The 18,996-nt window shown below is 68.4% G+C and carries 18 protein-coding genes and 2 tRNA genes; 8 read left to right on the top strand and 12 right to left on the bottom strand.

From position 1 onward, the window contains the following. Positions 1-11 precede the first annotated feature (11 nt). The 3 genes from TSH58p_RS15485 (at position 12) to TSH58p_RS15475 (ending at position 1,953) form a co-directional block, all read left to right on the top strand. On the top strand, positions 12-740 hold the full coding sequence (locus TSH58p_RS15485) for a flagellar hook assembly protein FlgD (protein ID WP_109070613.1): 729 nt from the start codon (positions 12-14) through the stop codon (positions 738-740). A gap of 214 nt (positions 741-954) precedes the next feature. After that, positions 955-1,278 carry a DUF1153 domain-containing protein gene (locus TSH58p_RS15480; protein ID WP_051657784.1) on the top strand — a complete coding sequence of 108 codons (324 nt, stop codon included), beginning with the start codon at positions 955-957 and terminating at the stop codon, positions 1,276-1,278. 219 nt (positions 1,279-1,497) lie between these two features. Beyond that, positions 1,498-1,953 carry a MaoC family dehydratase gene (locus TSH58p_RS15475; RefSeq protein WP_109070614.1) on the top strand — a complete coding sequence of 152 codons (456 nt, stop codon included), beginning with the start codon at positions 1,498-1,500 and terminating at the stop codon, positions 1,951-1,953. Positions 1,954-2,038: 85 nt separating this feature from the next. Here the strand turns inward: TSH58p_RS15475 and TSH58p_RS15470 are convergent. After that, positions 2,039-2,114, bottom strand: a tRNA-Lys gene (locus TSH58p_RS15470). Positions 2,115-2,190: 76 nt separating this feature from the next. Continuing rightward, positions 2,191-2,266 (bottom strand) — tRNA-Lys (locus tag TSH58p_RS15465). A gap of 296 nt (positions 2,267-2,562) precedes the next feature. Here TSH58p_RS15465 and TSH58p_RS15460 point away from each other — a divergent pair. Further along, positions 2,563-4,089, top strand: a complete 1,527-nt coding sequence (locus TSH58p_RS15460; protein ID WP_109070638.1) for a class I SAM-dependent methyltransferase — start codon at positions 2,563-2,565, stop codon at positions 4,087-4,089. Between the two features lie 15 nt (positions 4,090-4,104). Here the strand turns inward: TSH58p_RS15460 and TSH58p_RS15455 are convergent, their stop codons facing one another. After that, positions 4,105-4,899 carry a DUF2243 domain-containing protein gene (locus TSH58p_RS15455; RefSeq protein WP_109070615.1) on the bottom strand — a complete coding sequence of 265 codons (795 nt, stop codon included), beginning with the start codon at positions 4,897-4,899 and terminating at the stop codon, positions 4,105-4,107. Positions 4,900-4,963: 64 nt separating this feature from the next. Continuing rightward, the gene (locus tag TSH58p_RS15450; RefSeq protein WP_247874088.1) at positions 4,964-6,796 is read right to left on the bottom strand and encodes an ABC transporter transmembrane domain-containing protein; all 1,833 of its coding nucleotides are present in this window, start codon (positions 6,794-6,796) and stop codon (positions 4,964-4,966) included. 237 nt (positions 6,797-7,033) lie between these two features. On the opposite strand from TSH58p_RS15450, the gene rpmE reads away from it, so the two are divergent. Next, on the top strand, positions 7,034-7,258 hold the full coding sequence (rpmE, locus tag TSH58p_RS15445; RefSeq protein WP_014241009.1) for a 50S ribosomal protein L31: 225 nt from the start codon (positions 7,034-7,036) through the stop codon (positions 7,256-7,258). A gap of 97 nt (positions 7,259-7,355) precedes the next feature. Here the strand turns inward: rpmE and TSH58p_RS15440 are convergent, their stop codons facing one another. Then, complete coding sequence (locus TSH58p_RS15440; RefSeq protein WP_109070617.1) at positions 7,356-7,763, bottom strand: DUF1465 family protein; 408 nt, start codon at positions 7,761-7,763, stop codon at positions 7,356-7,358. A 291-nt stretch (positions 7,764-8,054) separates the two neighbouring features. Between TSH58p_RS15440 and TSH58p_RS15435 the strand changes: the two genes are divergently transcribed. Then, positions 8,055-8,516, top strand: a complete 462-nt coding sequence (locus TSH58p_RS15435; protein ID WP_109070618.1) for an Hsp20 family protein — start codon at positions 8,055-8,057, stop codon at positions 8,514-8,516. A gap of 95 nt (positions 8,517-8,611) precedes the next feature. Here the strand turns inward: TSH58p_RS15435 and TSH58p_RS15430 are convergent, their stop codons facing one another. The 5 genes from TSH58p_RS15430 to TSH58p_RS15410 all read right to left on the bottom strand — a co-directional run bounded on the left by TSH58p_RS15430 (position 8,612) and on the right by TSH58p_RS15410 (position 14,900). Further along, positions 8,612-10,468 (bottom strand): PAS domain-containing protein, encoded by a 1,857-nt coding sequence (locus TSH58p_RS15430; RefSeq protein ID WP_247874089.1) that lies wholly within the window; start codon positions 10,466-10,468, stop codon positions 8,612-8,614. Between the two features lie 131 nt (positions 10,469-10,599). Further along, entirely contained in the window at positions 10,600-11,397 is a 798-nt protein-coding gene (locus tag TSH58p_RS15425; protein WP_109070620.1) for an alpha/beta fold hydrolase, read from the bottom strand. Between the two features lie 10 nt (positions 11,398-11,407). Further along, a complete protein-coding gene (locus TSH58p_RS15420; RefSeq protein ID WP_109070621.1) occupies positions 11,408-12,718 on the bottom strand; it encodes an O-acetylhomoserine aminocarboxypropyltransferase in 1,311 nt (436 codons plus the stop codon). Between the two features lie 172 nt (positions 12,719-12,890). Continuing rightward, complete coding sequence (locus TSH58p_RS15415) at positions 12,891-14,021, bottom strand: carboxylate-amine ligase (RefSeq protein WP_109070622.1); 1,131 nt, start codon at positions 14,019-14,021, stop codon at positions 12,891-12,893. A 6-nt stretch (positions 14,022-14,027) separates the two neighbouring features. Next, complete coding sequence (locus TSH58p_RS15410; protein WP_109070623.1) at positions 14,028-14,900, bottom strand: N-formylglutamate amidohydrolase; 873 nt, start codon at positions 14,898-14,900, stop codon at positions 14,028-14,030. Between the two features lie 185 nt (positions 14,901-15,085). Here TSH58p_RS15410 and TSH58p_RS15405 point away from each other — a divergent pair, with 185 nt between their 5' ends. Beyond that, positions 15,086-16,000 (top strand): DMT family transporter, encoded by a 915-nt coding sequence (locus tag TSH58p_RS15405; protein ID WP_109070624.1) that lies wholly within the window; start codon positions 15,086-15,088, stop codon positions 15,998-16,000. A 109-nt stretch (positions 16,001-16,109) separates the two neighbouring features. Continuing rightward, positions 16,110-16,868 carry a FadR/GntR family transcriptional regulator gene (locus TSH58p_RS15400; RefSeq protein WP_247874090.1) on the top strand — a complete coding sequence of 253 codons (759 nt, stop codon included), beginning with the start codon at positions 16,110-16,112 and terminating at the stop codon, positions 16,866-16,868. 116 nt (positions 16,869-16,984) lie between these two features. Here the strand turns inward: TSH58p_RS15400 and TSH58p_RS15395 are convergent, their stop codons facing one another. Both TSH58p_RS15395 and secY read right to left on the bottom strand, forming a co-directional pair. After that, positions 16,985-17,632: an adenylate kinase gene (locus TSH58p_RS15395; protein WP_109070626.1), complete on the bottom strand. Its 648-nt coding sequence runs from the start codon at positions 17,630-17,632 to the stop codon at positions 16,985-16,987. Next, a complete protein-coding gene (gene secY / locus TSH58p_RS15390; RefSeq protein WP_109070627.1) occupies positions 17,632-18,972 on the bottom strand; it encodes a preprotein translocase subunit SecY in 1,341 nt (446 codons plus the stop codon). The genes TSH58p_RS15395 and secY overlap by 1 nt, the downstream gene beginning before the upstream one ends. Positions 18,973-18,996 lie beyond the last annotated feature (24 nt).

Below are 18,996 nucleotides of genomic sequence, written 5' to 3'. Positions count from 1 at the left end.
GGACCACGACCATGGCCACCACCAACACCGACTACGGCAGCAGCTGGAATCTGAACCAGACCAAGACGAAGACCGACACCTCCACCAAGACCACCAAGACCGCCGACGAGCAGAAGCTCGACACCGCGGTGAAGGGGCTGGGTGACAATTTCGAGCATTTCCTGAAGCTGCTGACCACGCAGATGCAGAACCAGGACCCGCTGAAGCCCATGGACACGAACGACATGACCAAACAGCTGGTCGATTTCGCGAACGTGGAGCAGAACATCGGGACCAACAGCCGCCTGGACAAGCTGCTGAAGCTGCAGAACGCCTCGACCAACTCGACCAACCTCGCCTATCTGGGCCGCACGGTGACCTTCGAGGGCGACAGCTTCGACTACACCCAGGGCATGACGGCGGCCCCGCTGGCCTACGAGCTGGAGAAGTCCGCCAAGTCGGTGCGCGTGGACATCCTGGACAGCAAGAACCGCGTCGTCCGGTCGATGACCGGTGAGACCACCGCCGGCACCAAGCATGTCGTGAACTGGGACTTCAAGGACGACGGCGGCAACGCCGTCCAGCCGGGCCAGTACCGCCTGAACATCGCCCCGGTGTCCGAGAAGAAGGACGACATCATCAAGGCGACCCCCTTCACCTTCGGCACGGTCAACGGCATCGGGTCCAACAAGGACGGCGAAACGGTGGTCTCCGTGGGCAGCGTCGAGGTTCCGCTGTCCAAGCTCTCCAAAGTGTACTGAGGGCCTTCTCAAAACCCTCATAGGCGTCGTCCGAACGCATGGGCAAAGGCATGGGCATGGGTCCGGATGGACCTATGCGCCACGCCTTTTATGCTTAAAACATTAACCCTATCGTTTAGGCTTTTGTTAAGCGGAGAAGGGGTAGGTTACCACCAAATCGTGGAATACACTGCTGATGGTGGAGCGTCCGCGCATGTCATCTCGCGAGCTTGAAATGAGCGACGATGGCTCCAGTGGAGCGTCGGTCATCGGTCCAGCAGGACGGCCGATGACAGAAAATGATCTTCCCCCTCCGGACACCAAGCGCTGGGTGATGCGGCGCAAGGCGGAGGTCGTGGCCGGCGTGCGTTCGGGGCTGATCAGCCTCGAGGAGGCGTGCCGCCGCTACACCCTGTCCGTGGAAGAATTCCTGTCCTGGCAACGGCTGATCGACAGCCACGGCATGCGGGGCCTGCGCGCCACGCGGCTGCAGGACTATCGCGGGAACCAGCCGCCGCCGTCCGTGCGCAGCCGCATGGCCAGCACCGCCGCCGAATAAGCGATTCCGCTCGCCGTCCGACCGGACCAGACCGCCGCAGGCCCGCCCTGCGGCGTCGTTGTTTTGTGTCCCGGCGCCCTGCCGGCGGGCGTTTTCCGCCCCGACATTTTGCGTCCCGGCTGCTTTGCAATTTTTACGTGGCAGGTATCGTTTTCGTTCCCGCCCCGCAAAGGTTAACGCAAAGCGACGGTGCAGCCAGCCACGGGAGTCCGCCGACCAATGCGCTATCTTGACGACCTCACCGCCGGTGACCGCTTCACCGGCGGCCCGGTGACCGTGACGGAGGAGGACATCGTCGCCTTCGCGCGGCAGTTCGACCCGCAGCCCTTCCACCTCGACCCCGAAGCGGCGCGGGACAGCGTCTTCGGCGGGCTGGCGGCCAGCGGCTGGCACACCGCCGGGCTGACCATGCGGATGATCGTCACGGGGGACGGCGCCCTGGCCGGCGGCTTCGTCGGGATGGGGGTGGAGGACATCCGCTGGCCCAAGCCCACCCGCCCCGGCGACGTGCTGCGCATCGAAAGCGAGATCCTGGAGGTCCGCGTATCGGCCAAGCGCCCCGACCGCGGCATCGCCCGCGTGCGCACCACCACCCTCAACCAGGATGGCGAGATCGTGCAGCAGATGACCGCGAACCTGCTCGTCCCCTGCCGCCCCGGCGCCGGTAGGAGTTGATGGCGTAAGCAGAGCCCCAAACGCACAAAGGGCCGCCCGAGGGCAGCCCTTTTGTGTGCATCGCTGTCGTGCCGCTCTGAGGGAATGGTGGGCGCACAAGGACTCGAACCTTGGACCCGCTGATTAAGAGTCAGCTGCTCTACCAACTGAGCTATGCGCCCATTCCCATCCGAGCATTGGAATGCCCGGCGGCGTGAAAGGGGTCCTGGGAGTGATCCCTTTCGATCCGGAAAGTGATGGTGGGCGCACAAGGACTCGAACCTTGGACCCGCTGATTAAGAGTCAGCTGCTCTACCAACTGAGCTATGCGCCCATCACTTTTCGTTCACACCGGCACCGGAGCCTTCGTCTCTGCGTCAGGGGGTGCCTGACCGTATCGACTAGGGTTCCTGTCCGGCCAAGCCGTCGTCCCGGCCGGTGTGGCGCGGTTTATAGCGAAGGGTCCGGGGCTTGTCGATACCAAAATGGATAGGATCGCATTTTTTTGCGGGGCTCGTTCCGGCTGCGGATTCACCCTTCATGACCGCCCTCTTTGGCCGCCTTCTTTGACAGCCTGCCAAGCCCGGCGCTATCACCCTTCCCCAGCGGATGACGGAGGGGTTGGGGATCATGCAGGGCTGGACCGAGGGCTATGTGGGCGGGATCGGCTACATCCACGCCTTCTACCGGGAACTGTCGCCGGCGCTGCTGTCCTTCGCGCTGACCCTGCGCGGCTGGCGGCCTCCGATGGACCTCGCGGGGTCCTTCGCCTGCGCGGAGATCGGCTGCGGCCACGGGGTGAGCAGCGCCGTCCTGGCGGGCTGCCATCCCGACGCCCGGTTCGAGGCGGTGGACTTCAACCCCGGCCACATCGCCGGTGCCCAGCGGCTCGCCGCCGAGGCCGGGCTGGGCAACGCCGCCTTCCTGGAGGAGAGCTTCGCCGAGTACGCCCAGGGCGGGGCCAAGGACCTGGACGTCGTGACTCTGCACGGCGTCTGGTCCTGGGTCAGCGCAGAAAACCGGGCGATCCTGGTGGACCTGCTGAAGCGGCGGCTGAAGCCCGGCGGGCTGGTCTTCGTCAGCTACAACGCCCTGCCCGGCACGCTCGCCTACATGCCGATGCGCCGCGTCCTGGTCGAGCATTGCGCCGACCGCACCGGCCCGCTGCCGGAGCGGATCGAGGAGGCCGTGGCCTTCGCCAGCCGCCTGACCGCCCTGAACGCCGGCTGGTTCGCCCAGGCCGACGCGCTGCCGGCGCGGCTGGACTCGCTGAAGCGCAAGTCGCCCAACTACATCGCCCACGAATATCTGAACCGCGACTGGACGGCCTTCTACCACGCCGACGTGGCGCGGGAGCTGGCCGCGGCCAAGCTGGACTTCGCCGCCCCCGCCGTCCCGATGGAGCAGATGGACGAGCTGTCCCTGCCGCCGGACGCCCTGTCCCTGCTGGCCGAGGCGCGCGACCCGGCTTACCGCGAAACCTTGCGCGACCTGCTGACCAACCGCGCCTTCCGCCGCGACCTGTTCGTGAAGGGTGCGGAACGGCTGACCCCGGCGGAGCGGCGGGACCGGCTGCGCGCCACCCGCTTCGCCCTTCTGGTGCCGCCCGACGATCTGCCGGAGGTGGTGCTGGCCCCGGTCGGGCGCGTGCCGCTGCCGCAGGACCTGCATGGCCCGCTGGCCGAGGCGTTGGCCACCGGCACGCCCACGCTCGCCGAGCTGGCCGCCCTGCCCGCCCTCGCTCGCCATGGCGAGGAGGCCGTGCTGCGCGCGCTGATGATCCTGACCAGCCTCGCCCTGGTGGCGCCCGCCCTGCCCGAGACCGGTCAGGCGGCGCGCGCGCTCCAGGCGGACCGCTTCAACGCCGCCATCCTGGACCGCAACCGCCGCGACGACGCGCTGGACACGCTGGCGTCGCCCGTCCTCGGCTCCGGCGTCGCGGTGTCGCGGCTGGAGGCGCTGTTCCTGCTGGCCCGGCGCACCGGCGCCGACCCGGCGGCGACCGCCTGGGAAGCGCTGTCGGCGGATGGACTCGCCCTGTCGCGCGACGGCGCGCGGCTCGATGGCGATGAGGCGAATGTGGCGGAGCTGCGCGCCCGGTTCGACCGCTTCACCCGCCTGCGGCTGCCCACCCTGCACCGCCTCGGCGTGGCGTGACCGGAAGGCGGCGCGTCAGGTCCGGAACCAGTCGAGACAGCCGGTCGGCAGAAGCGTGTTGCTGACCAGCAGGGCGCCGTGCCGGTAGAGCGCCGTCGGGTTGCCTTGCTCGCCCAGATCGATGGCCCAGAGCTGGCCGGAGGGGTCCTGCCAGACCGTCCGCCCGTCCACCGCCGCCACGGCGGCGAACACGTCCGGCGCCGTCGTGCCGGGCTTGAACAGCACCATCACCGTCGTCACGCCCGGCGGCGGCAGGGCGGCGACCGGCCCGGCGATCAGGACCGCCAGCGCCAGGGCGACGGGCGCGGCGCGGCCACCGCCGCCTCCCCCGCCGCGCCGCAGCCGCCAGCCCGCCGCGACGACAGCGACGCCGAAAACGACGAACCACAGCAGGTCCCAGAGCAGCGGGGTCGCCGAGTCCATGCGGATGCGGTGGATGCCGAGAATCCAGTGGGACAGAACGCCGTCGAGGATGTGCCAGACGCCGAAGCCGATCAGCGCGTTGGCAAACAGGAGGCGGTCCGCCCCCGGTTCGGCGAAGCGGCGCCGGCTCCGCCACAGCAGCCACAGGCCGCCGGCCGCGACGACGTACATCGCGGCGTGGAACAGCCCGTCCGCCAGGATCTGGACACGGATGTCCTGAACGGCGGAGGACTCGACCGCCGACAGCAGGTGATGCCATTGCAGCACCTGATGCAGCAGGATTCCGTCGAAGAAGCCGCCCAGCCCGAAGCCCAGCAGGTACCCCGCCCAGGGGAGGCCCGCTGCCGCCCGTGCCGGTGAGTGAGAATGCGCCGCGTCGGTGGACATGGCCCGACAACCGCCGCACGCGCGGACGGGTTCCCGATTCGGCGTCCGAACGGCGGAGGGCTCCTCAGCCGCCGACCAGCCCGGCCTCGTCCGCCGCGCGGTCGAACTGGAGCGCCGCCAAGCGGGCGTAGAGGCCGCCCTCGCGGACCAGATCGGCGTGGCGCCCGGTGGCGACGACGCGCCCCTGCTCCATCACCACGATCCGGTCGGCGTTCAGGACCGTCGCCAGCCGGTGGGCGATGATGATGGTGGTGCGCCGGGTCATCAGCTTGTCCAGCGCGTCCTGCACCATGCGCTCGCTCTCCGCGTCGAGCGCGCTGGTCGCCTCGTCGAGCAGGAGCACCGGCGGGTCGCGCAGGATGGCCCGCGCGATGGACAGGCGCTGGCGCTGGCCGCCGGACAGGCGCACGCCCTTCTCGCCCAGGAAGGTGTCCAGCCCCTCCGGCAACGCCTGCAGGAACTCCAGCGCGTGGGCGGCCTCGGCGGCGGCGAGCACCTCCGCGTCGGTGGCGTCCGGACGGCCGTAGCGGATGTTCTCCCAGGCGTTGGCGGAGAAGACCACGGGGTCCTGCGCCACGAGGCCGAGCCGGCGCCGCACCTCCACCGGGTCGGCGTCGCGGACGTCCACCCCGTCCAGGGTGACCGCCCCGGCCTGCGGGTCGTAGAAGCGCAGCAGAAGCTGGAACACCGTGGACTTGCCGGAGCCCGACGGGCCGACCAGCGCCACCGTCTCCCCCGGCTCGATCTCCAGCGAGAACTCCTTCAGCGCCGCCCAGTCCGGCCGCGACGGGTAGTGGAAGCGCACGTCGCGGAAGGACAGCGCCCCCTGCGCCGGTTCCGGCAGGGCGCGCGGGACGGCCGGGGCGCGGATTTCCGGCTCGGTGTCCAGCAGGTCGAACAGCCGCTCCGTGGCGCCGGCGGCGCGCTGAAGGTCGCCGGCCACCTCGCTGATCGCCCCGACCGAACCGGCGACGACCACGGAATAGATGACGAAGGCCGAGAGCTGCCCCACCGTCAGCCGCCCAGCCAGCACGTCGTGCCCGCCGATCCACAGGATCAGGCCGACCGAACCGAACACCAGCACGATGACGATCATCGTCATGATCGCGCGCACCGTCACCCGCCGCCGGGCGGTGGCGAAGGCGTCCTCCACCCGCGCGCCGAACAGGCGGCGGTCGATGGTTTCGTGCGTGTAGGCCTGCATCGTGCGGATGGCGCCCAGCGTCTCCTCGACGAAGGAGGCGAGGTCGGCGATCTTGTCCTGGCTGGCCCGCGACAGGGCGCGCACCCGCCGGCCCAGGATGATGATCGGCAGGATGACCACCGGCACGCCCAGGAACACCAGCCCGGCCAGCTTCGGCGAGGTCACCAGCAGCATCACCGTGCCGCCGACGAACATCAACGTGTTGCGCAGCGCGATCGAGACGGAGGAGCCGACCACGGTCTGAAGCACCTCGGTGTCGGTGGTCAGGCGCGTCAGGATCTCGCCGGTCTTGGTGGTCTCGAAGAAGCCGGGGGACAGCTTCACCACGTGGTTGTAGACGGCGCGGCGGATGTCGGCCACCACCCGCTCGCCGATCCAGCTCACCAGATAGAAGCGCCCGAAGGTCGAGGCGGCCATCAGCACGATGACCACCAGCAGGACCAGAAGCGCCCGGTCGAGCAGCGCCGAATCGCCCGCGACGAAGCCCTGGTCGACCAGGACGCGCATGCCCTGCCCCAGCCCCAGCACGGTTCCGGCGGCGACGGTCAGGGCCAGCATGGCACCCAGGATTTGCAGCCGGTAGGGCCACAGGAAGGGAAACAGCCGGCGAAGCGGCGACAGGTTGCGGCGGCGCGTTGCGGCGGAAGGCGTCCCTTCGGACACCGGATCGGACTTCGACGAATGACGGGACACCGGGGCTCCCCAGCGGCAGGACAATGTGCGGATGGTGCACGGGGGCAAACCCGGCATATAGCAAGGGGGGGGCCTATGAACAAGGTATGGTGCGGTCGGCGGATTGAACCAGGCAGGCACGGCGGCACAGCACAGCGGAGAGCCTTAAGGACCGGCCGCCTTTCCGGCGAAGGAACGCGGTTGCATCATGCCGCATGCTTTGCTATAGACCGCGCTCGCTTTGCAGGAACCCCGGCCATGAAGACTGATATCCATCCCGACTACCACGAGATCAACGTGGTGATGACCGACGGCAGCACGTTCAAGACCCGCTCCACGATGGGCAAGCCGGGCGATACGCTGCGCCTCGACATCGACCCGAAGTCGCACCCGGCCTGGACCGGTGTGCAGAAGCTGCTGGACACGGGCGGCCAGATCGCCAAGTTCAACAAGCGCTTCGCGAGCTTCGGCCTGAAGAAGTAAGCTTCTTCGCCCGCAAAACGAAAAGGGGCGTCCGGTTCGCCGGGCGCCCTTTTCGCGTTTGCGGCTTCTGCTTGCGGTTTATCGGGAAGCCGGCCCGTCAGCCGGCCAGCGCCACCGCGTCGCGGGCGCGCTCGTCCAGCCGGGCGACGCGCATGTAGAGCCGGTGGCTGCGCTCCAGAAGGCTGCGCAGGCCTTCCGGAAGCTGCTCGTTGTCGGGGCCGGAGGGATCGGTGCAGATGTCCCCGCCCGACAGGGCGAAGTCGTCGCTCGCCGCCTGCTCGCGGGTCATCTCCCCGGCATGGACGGCCTTCTGCGCCAGCAGCCAGGCCATCACCTGGGTCAGGCGGCTGGTCACCCGCATGGATTCGTACGAGATCTGAAGCCGGACCTGGGGCGGCAGCGCCCGATGGCTGACGGCGTCGTGATAGGCGATGTAATTGCGCGCCTCGATCAGCAGCGCCATCGTCTCATCATAAGTCCCGTTGAAGAAGGTCGGTGTTTCCATCACGGCCGTACCCCTCCCGCGGCCGAATGGCCCGATTCCGAGCCTCGCCGCAACTGATTAACAATCGATGAGTGGTTGTGGTCCCCCACCGCCCGCCCACTGGACGGCGGCGCGGACCGGCGAATTTCAAAAAGCGCGCTCTTGAAAGCCCCCCTCTTGAACGGCTGGGGGGCTCGCTTATCTGTCGCGGTGTCGGCGGACGCCCAGTTGGGGTTCGCCGGAACCGCAAACCGGGGGACCGACGATGATCGTGGTCTCCGATCGCTGTATCGCTCATTTGGAGGATATGTCATGCGCTCCTACGACCTTTCGCCCCTGTTCCGTTCGACCGTCGGGTTCGACCGCCTCTCGCGTCTCCTGGAGAACGCGATGACCGGCGACGAGGCCGCCGCGTCCTACCCGCCCTACAACATCGAGAAGACGGGCGACGACGCTTACCGGATCACCATGGCCGTCGCCGGCTTTGGCCCGGAGGACCTGGAGATCACCGCTCAGCAGAACTCTTTGGTGGTCACAGGGAAAGCTAAGAAGGAACAGGAGACCGGCCAATTCCTCTACCGGGGTATTGCCGGCCGCGCTTTCGAGCGCCGCTTTCAGCTTGCCGACTTCATCAAGGTGGGCAACGCCAATCTGCTGAACGGGCTGCTCCACATCGATCTGGTGCGCGAGGTGCCGGAAACGATGAAGCCCCGGACCATCCAGATCGGCACCAACGGCGCGGCGAAGCCCGCGCTGACCCAGCAGGCCGCGTAACGGCGAACCTCCACAGGTCCGAGCACCGCGTGTCCGAAAGGCGCCTCGGGAAACCGGGGCGCCGTTTTTGTGTCCGCCGGAGGCCGCCGTCCTGCTCATGCGTCGGCCACAATCCGGCCCGGCGGCAGGGCCACCGTCACCGTGGTCCCCCGCCCCGGCGCGCTGTCGACCCGCAGCGTGCCGCCATGCGCCTCGACCAACCGTTTCGAGATGGACAGGCCGAGCCCCATCCCCTCGTAGCGCCGCGCCATCGACTGGTCGACCTGGGCGAAGGGGGTCATCGCCTTCGGAATATCCTCCGCCGCGATGCCGATCCCGGTGTCCGTCACCGACAGTTCCAGCCCGCCATCCCCCGCGCGACGGGCGCGGATGACGGCCGGTTCGCCGGGATTGGAGAACTTGACGGCGTTCGACAGCAGGTTGACCAGCACCTGCCGGAGGCGCAGCGCGTCGCCGGACAGCATCGGCAGGCCATCCTCCAGCTCGATGTGGATCGGCACGCCGCGCTTGCCCGACTGGATGGCGACGAGATTCAGCGCCTCCCCCACCAGGGCGGGCGGAGCGATGGGGGTTTCGTTCAGGCGCAGCCCGCCGGCCTCGATGGTCGTGATGTCCAGGATGTCGTCGATGATCGCCAGCAGATGCTCGCCCGACTGGCGGATCGACCCGGCATAGTCGATGTAACGGTCCACCTCCTGCGCGCCGAGCAGCCGCATTTCGATCACCTGGGCAAAGCCGATGACCGCGTTCAGCGGGGTCCGCAGTTCGTGGCTCATGATCTGGAGGAAGGTCGACTTGGCGCGGTCCGCCGATTCGGCGGCCTCCTTCGCGGCGATCAGGTCGCTTTCGGCCCGCTTGCGCGCGGTGATGTCGCGGATGATGCCGGTGAAGACGCGGCGCCCGCCCGTCTCGACCGCGCTCACCGACAGCTCGATGGGGAAGCGGCCGCCCCCGCCCCGCACCGCCTCGGCCTCCCGCACGGCGCCGGCGCCCTGGGCCTGGCCGCCCGGCTGGTAGACGGCCAGCCCGCCATCCTGAAGCAGCCCGACGATGTCCGGGATCAGCCGGTCGATCCGGCTCCACAGCATGTCCGCGGCGGGAATGCCGAACATCGCCTCCGCCGCCGGGTTGAAGCTGTGGACGATGCCCTCCCCGTCCATGGTGACGATGGCGTCGGCCGCGGCGTCCACGATGGCGTTGGTCCGGGCCTCCGCCATCAGGAGCGCGTCGGCGGTCCGCACATATTCGGTCATGTCGGTCAGCGTGCCGACCCAGCCCTGCACCCGTCCGTCCGCGTCGGCCAGCGGCGAGACCTGGCACAGGGCGTGGGTGATCCCGCCATCCGCCCCGCGGAAGCGCAGGTTCAGCAGAATTGGTTGCCCCGACGCCCACGCTTCCGCCCAGTCGGCCTCCAGCCGTGCACGGTCGTCCGGATGCAGCACGGCGCGCCACCCATGACCGTGCAGGGCGTCGGGCGACAGCCCGGCGATGTCGGCGAAGCGCGGGTTGGCGGAGACGATGGCGCCGTCGCGATCCGTCTGGAACATGCCGACCGGGGCGGAGCGGGCCAGCGTCTGGTAGAGCGTTTCGCTCGCCCGCAGCCGCTGCTCGGCCTCCACCCGGTCGGTCACGTCGCGGGCGTTGAGGACGATCCCCCGGATGTCGGGGTCGTCCAGCCGGTTCAACGCCGTCACCTCCATGCGGCGCCATCCCCCCGCCGCGTGGCGCAGCCGGCAGGCGAACGGGCCAATGGGGGTGGCGGAGGCCCGGTGGCCGTGTCGGGCGAGGCAGCGGGCGACCTCGTCGCGGTCTTCCGGATGGACACGGTCCAGCACGGCGGTCCCCAGCAGCGCCTCCGGCGGAGTGCCGAACACGCGCAGCGACGCGGCGCCCACCTCGGCGAACCGCCCGTCCGGCGACAGCACGGCGACGACGTCGCCAACAGCCTCCATCAGGGCATGAACAGACCGCTCAAGACTCCGCACAGTTCACCATTCCGCATCGCCACTCCAACGCAGAACAGTAAGACGTGAATCTGTTAACGATTCATGATGGCGCTGTAATCAACGAAGAAACAGCAGGCCTAGCGCGCAGAAAACCGAGTCGCAAAAGCATCTGTGGTTGCGTTTGGTGCTTCCGTCATAACCATATGGCCTATGCCGGAAAGCTGAATAACTTCGGAACCACTGACTTTGGCGGCAAGCATCTTGCCCGATTTCGCCGGTGTCATGCGGTCGACTCCGCCCAGCAGGAACAGCGCCGGGCAGGACACCGCCGCCGCGGCCTCGCCGCCCCGGACGTAGGCGTTGCAAGCCCCCAGATCGACGCCGAGCACGCCGGGCCGCGCCCGCTGCATCAGCCGGCGCCCGCCGGGAACCAGCGACAATCCGGGCGCCGCCGCACCGCCGACATGCCCGCGCGGGCCATGCCCCCAGCCGATGACCAGCTCGATGGCGGACGGGTCGTTCAGCGCCGCGGCGGCCAGCAGGTCGGGATGGACCGGCATCGTTTCCGCCACCCCCAGCAGGGCCAGCGATTCGACGCGGTCGCCATGCCGCGCCGCGGTTTCCAGGGCCACCAGGGCTCCCATGGAATGGCCGGCGAGCGCGGCCTTCGCCACGCCCGCCGCGTCCAGCAGCGCCACGATCCAATCCGCCAACTCTTCGATGGAGGGAAGCGGCGCCCCGGCGGAGCGGCCATGGCCCGGCAGATCCACCGCCAGGACCGACCGACCGTGATGGGCGAGGTAGCGGCTTTGCAGGCTCCACACCGTGTGGTCCATGCCGGCGCCGTGGATCAGCACGATCGCCGGGAGCAGCGGGTCGAAGGGCCGCCCGCCGGTGTGGGCGTAAACGCTCTGGCCGTTGACGGTCAGGTCCATGGCAGCCTCCTCACGCCTTCGTCGCGGCGCGCAGCGCCTGGCGCAGATCGTCGATCAGGTCGTCGCAATCCTCCAGCCCGATGGACAGGCGGATCATGTCCTCCCCCACCCCGGCGGCGGCGAGCGCCTCGGCGTCGAGCTGGGCGTGGGTGGTGCTGGCGGGGTGGATGACCAGCGACTTGGCGTCGCCGACGTTGGCGAGGTGGGAGAACAGCGCCAGCTTCTCGATGAAGCGCCGCCCGGCCTCCCGCCCGCCCTTGATCCCGAAGGAGATGATGGACCCGGCGCCGTGCGGCAGGAGTTGGGCGCGCAGCCGGTGGTCGGGATGGTCGGGCAGTTCCGGATGGGTGACCCAGGCGACGCTGCCGTTCTCCGCGTAAGCCTCCGATTCGAGGAAGCCCAGGACCTTGCGGGTGTTGTGGATGTGGCCCTTCATGCGCAGCGGCAGGGTTTCCACGCCCTGGAGGATCTGGAAGGCGTTCATCGGGCTCATGCAGGCGCCGAAGTCGCGCAGCCCCTCGGCGCGGGCGCGCATGACGAAGGCCGCCGGCCCGTACTCCTCCGCGAAGTCGATGCCGTGATAGCCGGCGTAGGGCTCGGTCAGGGTCGGGAACTTGCCGGACGCCTCCCAGTCGAAGGTGCCGCCGTCGATCACCACCCCGCCGATGGCGACGCCGTGCCCGGCCAGCCACTTGGTGCAGGAATGCATGACCAGATCGGCGCCGACGCTCAGCGGCTTGCACAGATAGGGCGTGACGAAGGTCGCATCGACCATCAGCGGCAGGCCGGCCCCATGGGCGATGGCCGACAGGCTGGGGATGTCGAGCACCTCCAGTCCCGGATTGCCCAGCACCTCGCCGAACAGCAGCCGGGTCTCCGGCCGGATGGCCGCGCGGAAGCCGTCGAGGTCGCGCGGATTCACGAAGGTCGTGGTGATGCCGAATCGCGGCAGGGTGTAGGCCAGCAGGTTGCGGCTGCCGCCGTAGATCGAGGAGGAGGCGACGATGTGCCCGCCGGCGTCCATCAGCGTCATGATGGCGAGCGTCAGCGCCGCCTGGCCGCTGGCCGTGCAGACCGCGCCGACGCCACCGTCCAGAGCCGCCAGCCGCTCCTCCAGCACCGCCACCGTGGGGTTGGAGATGCGGGAATAGATGTGCCCCGGCCGTTCCAGGTTGAACAGCGAGGCGGCGTGGTCGGTGTCGTCGAAGACGTAGGACGTGGACTGGTAGATCGGCACCGCCCGCGCCCCGGTGGCCGGGTCGGGCCTCTGGCCAGCGTGCAGGCTCAGCGTGTCGAACTTGAGGAACTTGGCGTCGGCCATTCCCTTCCCCCTGAAAAAGGTAAGGGCCGCCCGTGGTGCGAGCGGCCCCTGCTGCTTCGTTTTTTTGCCTGCCCTGCTCAACTCGGTGAGCTGATTTGCGGGGAGGGTATGGCTGGATGACGCAAAGGTCAAGTAGTGGGTTTCCGAAAGTTGCCCCGGATTTCGAAGCAATTCACTCCACCCCGACCATCGTCTCCTCGGCCAGCCAATCGACCACCTGGGCCAGGGCCTCCCAGCCGGTGGCGCCCTGCTCCAGCGCCTCGCGGTAGATGGCCACCTGTCGGTGGGCGCTGGTGCCGCGGCGGATGATGTCGCGGGCGTTGGCGACCTCCGCCACGCAGTCGAACCGCTCCGCGTCCTCGCGGGTCAGCTCGATCAGCTCCTCCATCAGGTCGGCGTAGGGAACGATGGTGCCGCGCCCGAAATCGACCAGCCCCTCGTCCAGGCCGTAGCGCTGGGCGCGCCAGCGATTCTCGCCGATCAGCAGGTTCTTGTAGGGCCGCCACGTCACGTTCCGCAGCCGCAGCCGCCACAGCATCCGCAGCAGGCAGCGGAACAGCGCCGCCACCGTCACCGCGTCGTCCAGGCGGGTGCAGACGTCGGTGATCCGCATCTCCAGAGTCGGGAAGCGCTGGGACGGGCGGATGTCCCACCACAGCTTGCTCGCGTCCTCGATGATGCCGGCGTTGACCAGCACATTTACCTGCTGCTGGTACTCGCCGAAGCTCTGGAAGCTGTCGGGCATGCCGGTGCGCGGCAACTCGTTCCACACCGCCAGCCGGTAGGATTTCCGCTGCATGTCCTGCCCCCGCCAGAAGGGCGAGGAGGTCGACAGCGCCAGCAGATGCGGCAGGAAATAGCGGACCTGATTCATCAGGTCGATCCGGAGATCGTCGTCCTCGATCCCGACATGGACGTGCATGCCGCAGATCATCAGACGCCGCGCCGGAGCGCCCAGGTCGCGGGCCAGCATGTTGTAGCGGTCGCGGTTGGTGTGCTTCTGCGGCTCCCACGCGGCGAAGGGATGGGTGGAGGCGGCGATGGGCGCCAGATTGTGCGCGCGCGCCACCCCGGCCACCGTGGCGCGCAACCGCGCCAGCTCCGCCCGCGCCTCTTTCAGATCGGAACAGACCGGCGTGCCGACCTCGATCTGGCAGCGCAGGAATTCCGGATGGATCTGGCCCGGCGCCTGCTCCTGGCAGGCCGCCAGCATCTCGTCCGGCGGGTTGCGCGCGATGTCCCGCGAGTTGCGGTCCACCAGCAGATACTCTTCCTCAAGCCCCAGCGTGAAGGCCGGCTCCATGAACGCTCACTCCCGCGGGAACAGTTTGATCTGGTAGAGATCGGGGTCGGCCAGGATCGGCTCCAGCGCATCGCCCAGCACCGTCGCCCACAGCTCCGCCCCTTCCGGCGTGGCGATCAGGTCCTGACGCACCTCGACCAGGACGTTGGGCAGACCGGCGGGGGTGGCGTGGCTTTCCACCGTGCCGCCCAGCGTGGTCCGGCCCGAATAGGGCTCGTTGTCGCCGACGCACCAGCGCCCTTCGGCGCGCAGACGCTCGATCATCGGAATGGGGATGCGCGGGTCGTGGTCCCACAGGATGCCGACGTGCCAGGGCCGGGCGACTCCGCGCATCGCGGGCGTGAAGCTGTGGATCGACAGCAGCACCGGCACCTGCCCGCGCTCCCGCCGCCGGGCGACCTCGGCGGCGACGGCCTCGTGATAGGGCCGGAAGATGGCCTCGACCCGGCGCTCCTCCTCCGTCCGGTCCAAGGCCCGGTTGCCGGGGATCACCACGTCGTCGCTGACCACCGGAATCGCCGTGGGATCGTCCAGCGCGCGGTTCGGGTCGATCACCAGCCGGGAATAGCCGGACAGCACCGCCGTCGCGCCGAACCGCGCCGACAGCCGCCGTGTCACCTCCGCAGCGCCGATGTCGTAGGCGATGTGCCGGCACAGATTCGCCTCGTCCAGCCCCAGCGTCCCCAGCGCCTTCGGAATGGCCCGCGAGGCGTGGTCGCACAGCAGCAGAACGGGACTGTCCGACTCCGGGCGCAGGACGGTGACCGGCGGCGGATCGTCAGGCCCCAGCAGCGGCGCGGCCGGCGCGGCGCGGGGCGGCGACGGCAGGGTCACCGGTCGGGGATGTTCGGCGGGCTTGCTGGGGAATCGCTGCGTCATGATGGCACAGTATTGCAGGGTCTCGGTCGCGGCGGAAGTTCCCGCCGGCTGGTCCGATGGCAACGGCCCGGACCGGTGGATGATCCCGAGACAAAGGCAATGTCCCACAATCCGGGCCTTCCGCAGATGAGCCATGCGGCGGGGGGACGTGGCGCGCGCAGGTTGCGTCCGTTATAACGGACGCCATGCCGGACGCCAGCACCCTCGCCCCCGCCGCGCGCGCTGACGCCGCGCAACGGATCGCACTGATCGCCCTCTTGACCGGGGCGCTGGGAATCGCCTTCGCCCCCATCTTCGTCCGCCTCTCCGAACTGGGGCCGAGCGCCACCGCCTTCTGGCGCCTGGCCTTCGCCATCCCGGCCCTGTGGGTCTGGATGGCCATGGAGCCGAAGGGCGGCGTGCGGTCCCGCAAGCCCTCGTCGCTCAGCGACTACGCCCGGCTGACCGCCGCGGGACTGTTCTTCGCGGGCGACCTCGCCATCTGGCACTGGTCGATCCGCTACACCTCCGTCGCCAACTCCACGCTGCTCGCCAATTTCGCGCCGATCTTCGTGACGCTGGTGTCCTGGCTGGTGTTCAAGGAGCGGTTCAGCCGCACCTTCCTCACCGGCCTTGGGCTGGCCCTGTGCGGGGCCATCGTGCTGATGGGGCAGAGCCTGCAGTTGAGCCCGGACCATCTGTTCGGCGACGCACTGGGGCTGCTGACCGCGGTGTTCTACAGCGGCTACTTCCTGATGGTCGGCCGCCTGCGGTCGGAGTTCTCCACCGCCACCATCATGACCTGGAGCGGCGTGGTCACCGGCCTCGCCCTGCTGCCCATCGCCCTGCTGTCGGGCGAAAGCCTGATCGCCGGCTCGCTCGGCGGCTGGGGCGTGCTTCTCGGGCTCGCCCTGGTCAGCCACGCCGGCGGCCAGAGCCTGATCGCCTACGCGCTGGCCCATCTGCCCGCCGCCTTCTCCTCCGTCAGCCTGCTGCTCCAGCCGGCGGCGGCGGCGGTGCTGGCCTGGGCGCTGCTCGCCGAGCCGCTCGGGGCGTTCCAGGCTGTCGGCGGGACCATCGTGCTGGCCGGAATCCTGGTGGCGCGCCGCGGGAGCCGATAAAGCGCCACGGGCGACGCGCACCATACGCCGCCGTCCGGATGCGAGTTGACGTGATTTGCCCGACTCGGGTACGACCTATGACCGATTGCTGATGAAAGGGCATGCCACCGTGTCCGACACCGAAGAACCCCACCACGTACCGGCCTCCTCCCAGCGCATTTCCGAATGGGTGGCGGAGCGGATCCTCGAACGGATCGCCCGCGGCGAACTCGTTCCGGGTGAGCGCCTGCCCGGTGAACGCCAGCTGGCCGAGCAGCTCCATGTCAGCCGGGTGTCGGTGCGCGCGGCCCTGCAGAAGCTGAAGACCCAGGGCTTCCTGACCGCCGTGCAGGGCGGCGGCACCCGGGTGGTGTCCTCCGCCGGGGCCATGGACGGTGCCCTGACCGAAATGGTCCGGGTGAAGCACGCCAACCTCTGCGATCTCGTGGAAATCCGGCAGGCTCTGGAAAGCTGGGCGGCCCGGCGCGCCACCGAACGCGCGACCCAGGAACAGATCGACCACATCGGGCGGGTCCTCGCCGCAATGGGCGAGACGGGCCGCGACGGCAAGCAGGCGGCCGACGACATGGACTTCCACCTCGCCGTCGCCCAGGCGGCGGGAAGCCCGGTCTACCTGCATCTGCTGGCGACCATCCGCGACATCCTCGGCCAGATGATGGAGTACCATCACACCGAGCCCTTCGCGCTGGGCCGCGAGGCGCTGATGATCGACCATCACCGCGCCATCTATGACGCCATCCGGCGCCGCGACGCCGATGCCGCCGCGGCGGCGGCCACCGATCACCTCGGCTGGGTGCTCGACCGCTACAACGACCTGAGCCGGAAGGCGGAAGACCTGTCCCGCCCCGACACCGACGCCAACCCATAGAGCCAAGGCAACCGGGGAGGACCGCCCTCCCCGCTCCATCATCGGCGCATGAAAAAAGCCGCGGGGTTCTTAGAACCCCGCGGCTTTTTCTGTTCAGCGAACCGTGACGATCCCGGTCAGGCGGCCAGGATGCCCTCGATCTGCTTGGTCACGTCGTCGATCTCGGCCATGCCGTCCACCGTCTTCAGAACACCGCGGCTCTGATAGTAGGGAAGGATCGGCGCGGTCTGCTCGTGATACTGGGCGAGACGGGTCTTCACCGTATCGGCGTTGTCGTCGGCCCGACGCTTGAACTCCGTGCTGCCGCAGACGTCGCAGACGCCCTCGACCTTCGGCTTTTCGAAGACGTCGTGATAGCCCTTGCCGCACTTGGCGCAGGTGTAACGGCCGGTGATGCGCTCCACCAGGATGTCGTCGACGACCTTCATCTCGATGACATGATCGAGCTTGAGACCCTTCTCCGACAGCATGCTGTCCAACGCTTCGGCCTGGGCGACCGTGCGCGGGAAACCGTCGAGGATGAAGCCATTGGCGACATCCGGCTTGGAAATGCGCTCAGCGATGATTTCGACCATCAGCGCGTCCGGCATCAATTTGCCGGCGGACATGATGTCCTTCGCCTGCTGCCCCAGCGGACCGCCCTCGGCGACCATCGCGCGGAGCATGTCGCCCGTGGAAAGCTGGACGAGTCCGCGTGTGTCTTCGAGACGCCGCGCCTGGGTCCCCTTCCCGGCGCCCGGCGGTCCGAGCAGAATGAGATTCATTACTTTCTCCCCCGAAGCTTCGCTTTTTTAATCAGCCCCTCATACTGGTGGGCCAGCAGATGGGAATGAATCTGCGCGACCGTGTCCATCGTCACCGTGACCACGATCAGCAGGCTGGTGCCGCCAAAATAGAACGGAACCGAATGCTGGGAAATCAGGATTTCGGGGAGGAGACAAACCGCCACAAGGTAGGCGGAGCCGATCACCGTCAGACGGGTCAGCACATAGTCGATGTAGTCCGCGGTGTTCTTGCCCGGACGGATGCCGGGAATGAAGCCGCCATACTTACGCAGGTTCTCGGCCGTGTCCGCGGGGTTGAAGACGATGGCCGTGTAGAAGAAGCAAAAGAAGATGATCAGCGCCGAATACAGGATCATGTAGAGCGGCGTGCCGTGCGCCAGATAGCGCGTGACGGTCTGCAGCCACTCCGGACCCTCGCCGCCGGCGAAGCCGACCGCGGTCAGCGGCAGCAGAAGCAGCGACGACGCGAAGATCGGCGGAATGACGCCCGCGGTGTTCAGCTTCAGCGGCAGGTGCGACGCTTCGCCGCCGAACACGCGGTTGCCCATCTGCCGCTTCGGGTACTGGATCAGCAGACGGCGCTGCGCGCGCTCCATGAACACGATGAAGAACACGACGCCCACCGCCATCAGCAGCAGGAAGACGATGAACAGCGTGGACAGCGCGCCGGTGCGGCCCAGCTCCAGCGTGCTGACCAGAGCGCGCGGCAGCTCGGCGACGATGCCGGCGAAGATGATGAGGGAGATGCCGTTGCCGATGCCGCGGGCGGTGATCTGTTCGCCCAGCCACATCAGGAACATCGTTCCACCGACCAGCGTGATGACCGTGGCGATCTTGAAGAACAGCCCCGGCTCGGGAACCGCGGCTCCGGATGCGCCGGTCATCGCCTCAAGCCCGACCGCAAGGCCCCAGGCCTGCACGGTCGCCAGCAGCACCGTGCCGTAGCGGGTGTACTGGTTCAGCTTCTTGCGGCCCGACTCGCCCTCCTTCTTCAGCGCTTCCATCTGCGGCGACACCGCGGTCAGAAGCTGCACGATGATGGAGGCCGAAATGTACGGCATGATGTTGAGCGCGAAGATCGTCATGCGGTGCAGCGCGCCGCCGGCCAGCATGTCGAACATGCCCAGGATGCCCCCGCCCTGCTGCCGGAAAATATCGGCCAGGATCTGCGGGTTGACGCCCGGAATCGGGATGTAGGTGCCCAGGCGGTAGATGATCAAGGCACCAAGGGTGAACCAGATCCGCTTCTTCAGCTCGGTCGCCTTGGAGAAGGCCCCGAAATTAATGTTCGCGGCAAGCTGCTCGGCCGCTGATGCCATGGGTCGTATCCCTGTCCCTAATGC

The sequence above is a fragment of the Azospirillum sp. TSH58 genome (assembly GCF_003119115.1).
Taxonomy (GTDB): domain Bacteria; phylum Pseudomonadota; class Alphaproteobacteria; order Azospirillales; family Azospirillaceae; genus Azospirillum.
The sequence above is the reverse complement of the archived record's forward strand: the minus strand, read 5'-3'. Positions and strand labels throughout refer to the sequence as shown.

Coding starts and splice junctions, on each gene's coding strand:
- TSH58p_RS15485 (WP_109070613.1), top strand. CDS start 12: ATGGCCACCACCAACACCGACTACGGCAGCAGCTGGAATCTGAACCAG.
- TSH58p_RS15480 (WP_051657784.1), top strand. CDS start 955: ATGAGCGACGATGGCTCCAGTGGAGCGTCGGTCATCGGTCCAGCAGGA.
- TSH58p_RS15475 (WP_109070614.1), top strand. CDS start 1,498: ATGCGCTATCTTGACGACCTCACCGCCGGTGACCGCTTCACCGGCGGC.
- TSH58p_RS15460 (WP_109070638.1), top strand. CDS start 2,563: ATGCAGGGCTGGACCGAGGGCTATGTGGGCGGGATCGGCTACATCCAC.
- TSH58p_RS15455 (WP_109070615.1), bottom strand. CDS start 4,899: ATGTCCACCGACGCGGCGCATTCTCACTCACCGGCACGGGCGGCAGCG.
- rpmE (WP_014241009.1), top strand. CDS start 7,034: ATGAAGACTGATATCCATCCCGACTACCACGAGATCAACGTGGTGATG.
- TSH58p_RS15440 (WP_109070617.1), bottom strand. CDS start 7,763: ATGGAAACACCGACCTTCTTCAACGGGACTTATGATGAGACGATGGCG.
- TSH58p_RS15435 (WP_109070618.1), top strand. CDS start 8,055: ATGCGCTCCTACGACCTTTCGCCCCTGTTCCGTTCGACCGTCGGGTTC.
- TSH58p_RS15430 (WP_247874089.1), bottom strand. CDS start 10,468: ATGGAGGCTGTTGGCGACGTCGTCGCCGTGCTGTCGCCGGACGGGCGG.
- TSH58p_RS15425 (WP_109070620.1), bottom strand. CDS start 11,397: ATGGACCTGACCGTCAACGGCCAGAGCGTTTACGCCCACACCGGCGGG.
- TSH58p_RS15420 (WP_109070621.1), bottom strand. CDS start 12,718: ATGGCCGACGCCAAGTTCCTCAAGTTCGACACGCTGAGCCTGCACGCT.
- TSH58p_RS15415 (WP_109070622.1), bottom strand. CDS start 14,021: ATGGAGCCGGCCTTCACGCTGGGGCTTGAGGAAGAGTATCTGCTGGTG.
- TSH58p_RS15410 (WP_109070623.1), bottom strand. CDS start 14,900: ATGACGCAGCGATTCCCCAGCAAGCCCGCCGAACATCCCCGACCGGTG.
- TSH58p_RS15405 (WP_109070624.1), top strand. CDS start 15,086: ATGCCGGACGCCAGCACCCTCGCCCCCGCCGCGCGCGCTGACGCCGCG.
- TSH58p_RS15395 (WP_109070626.1), bottom strand. CDS start 17,632: ATGAATCTCATTCTGCTCGGACCGCCGGGCGCCGGGAAGGGGACCCAG.
- secY (WP_109070627.1), bottom strand. CDS start 18,972: ATGGCATCAGCGGCCGAGCAGCTTGCCGCGAACATTAATTTCGGGGCC.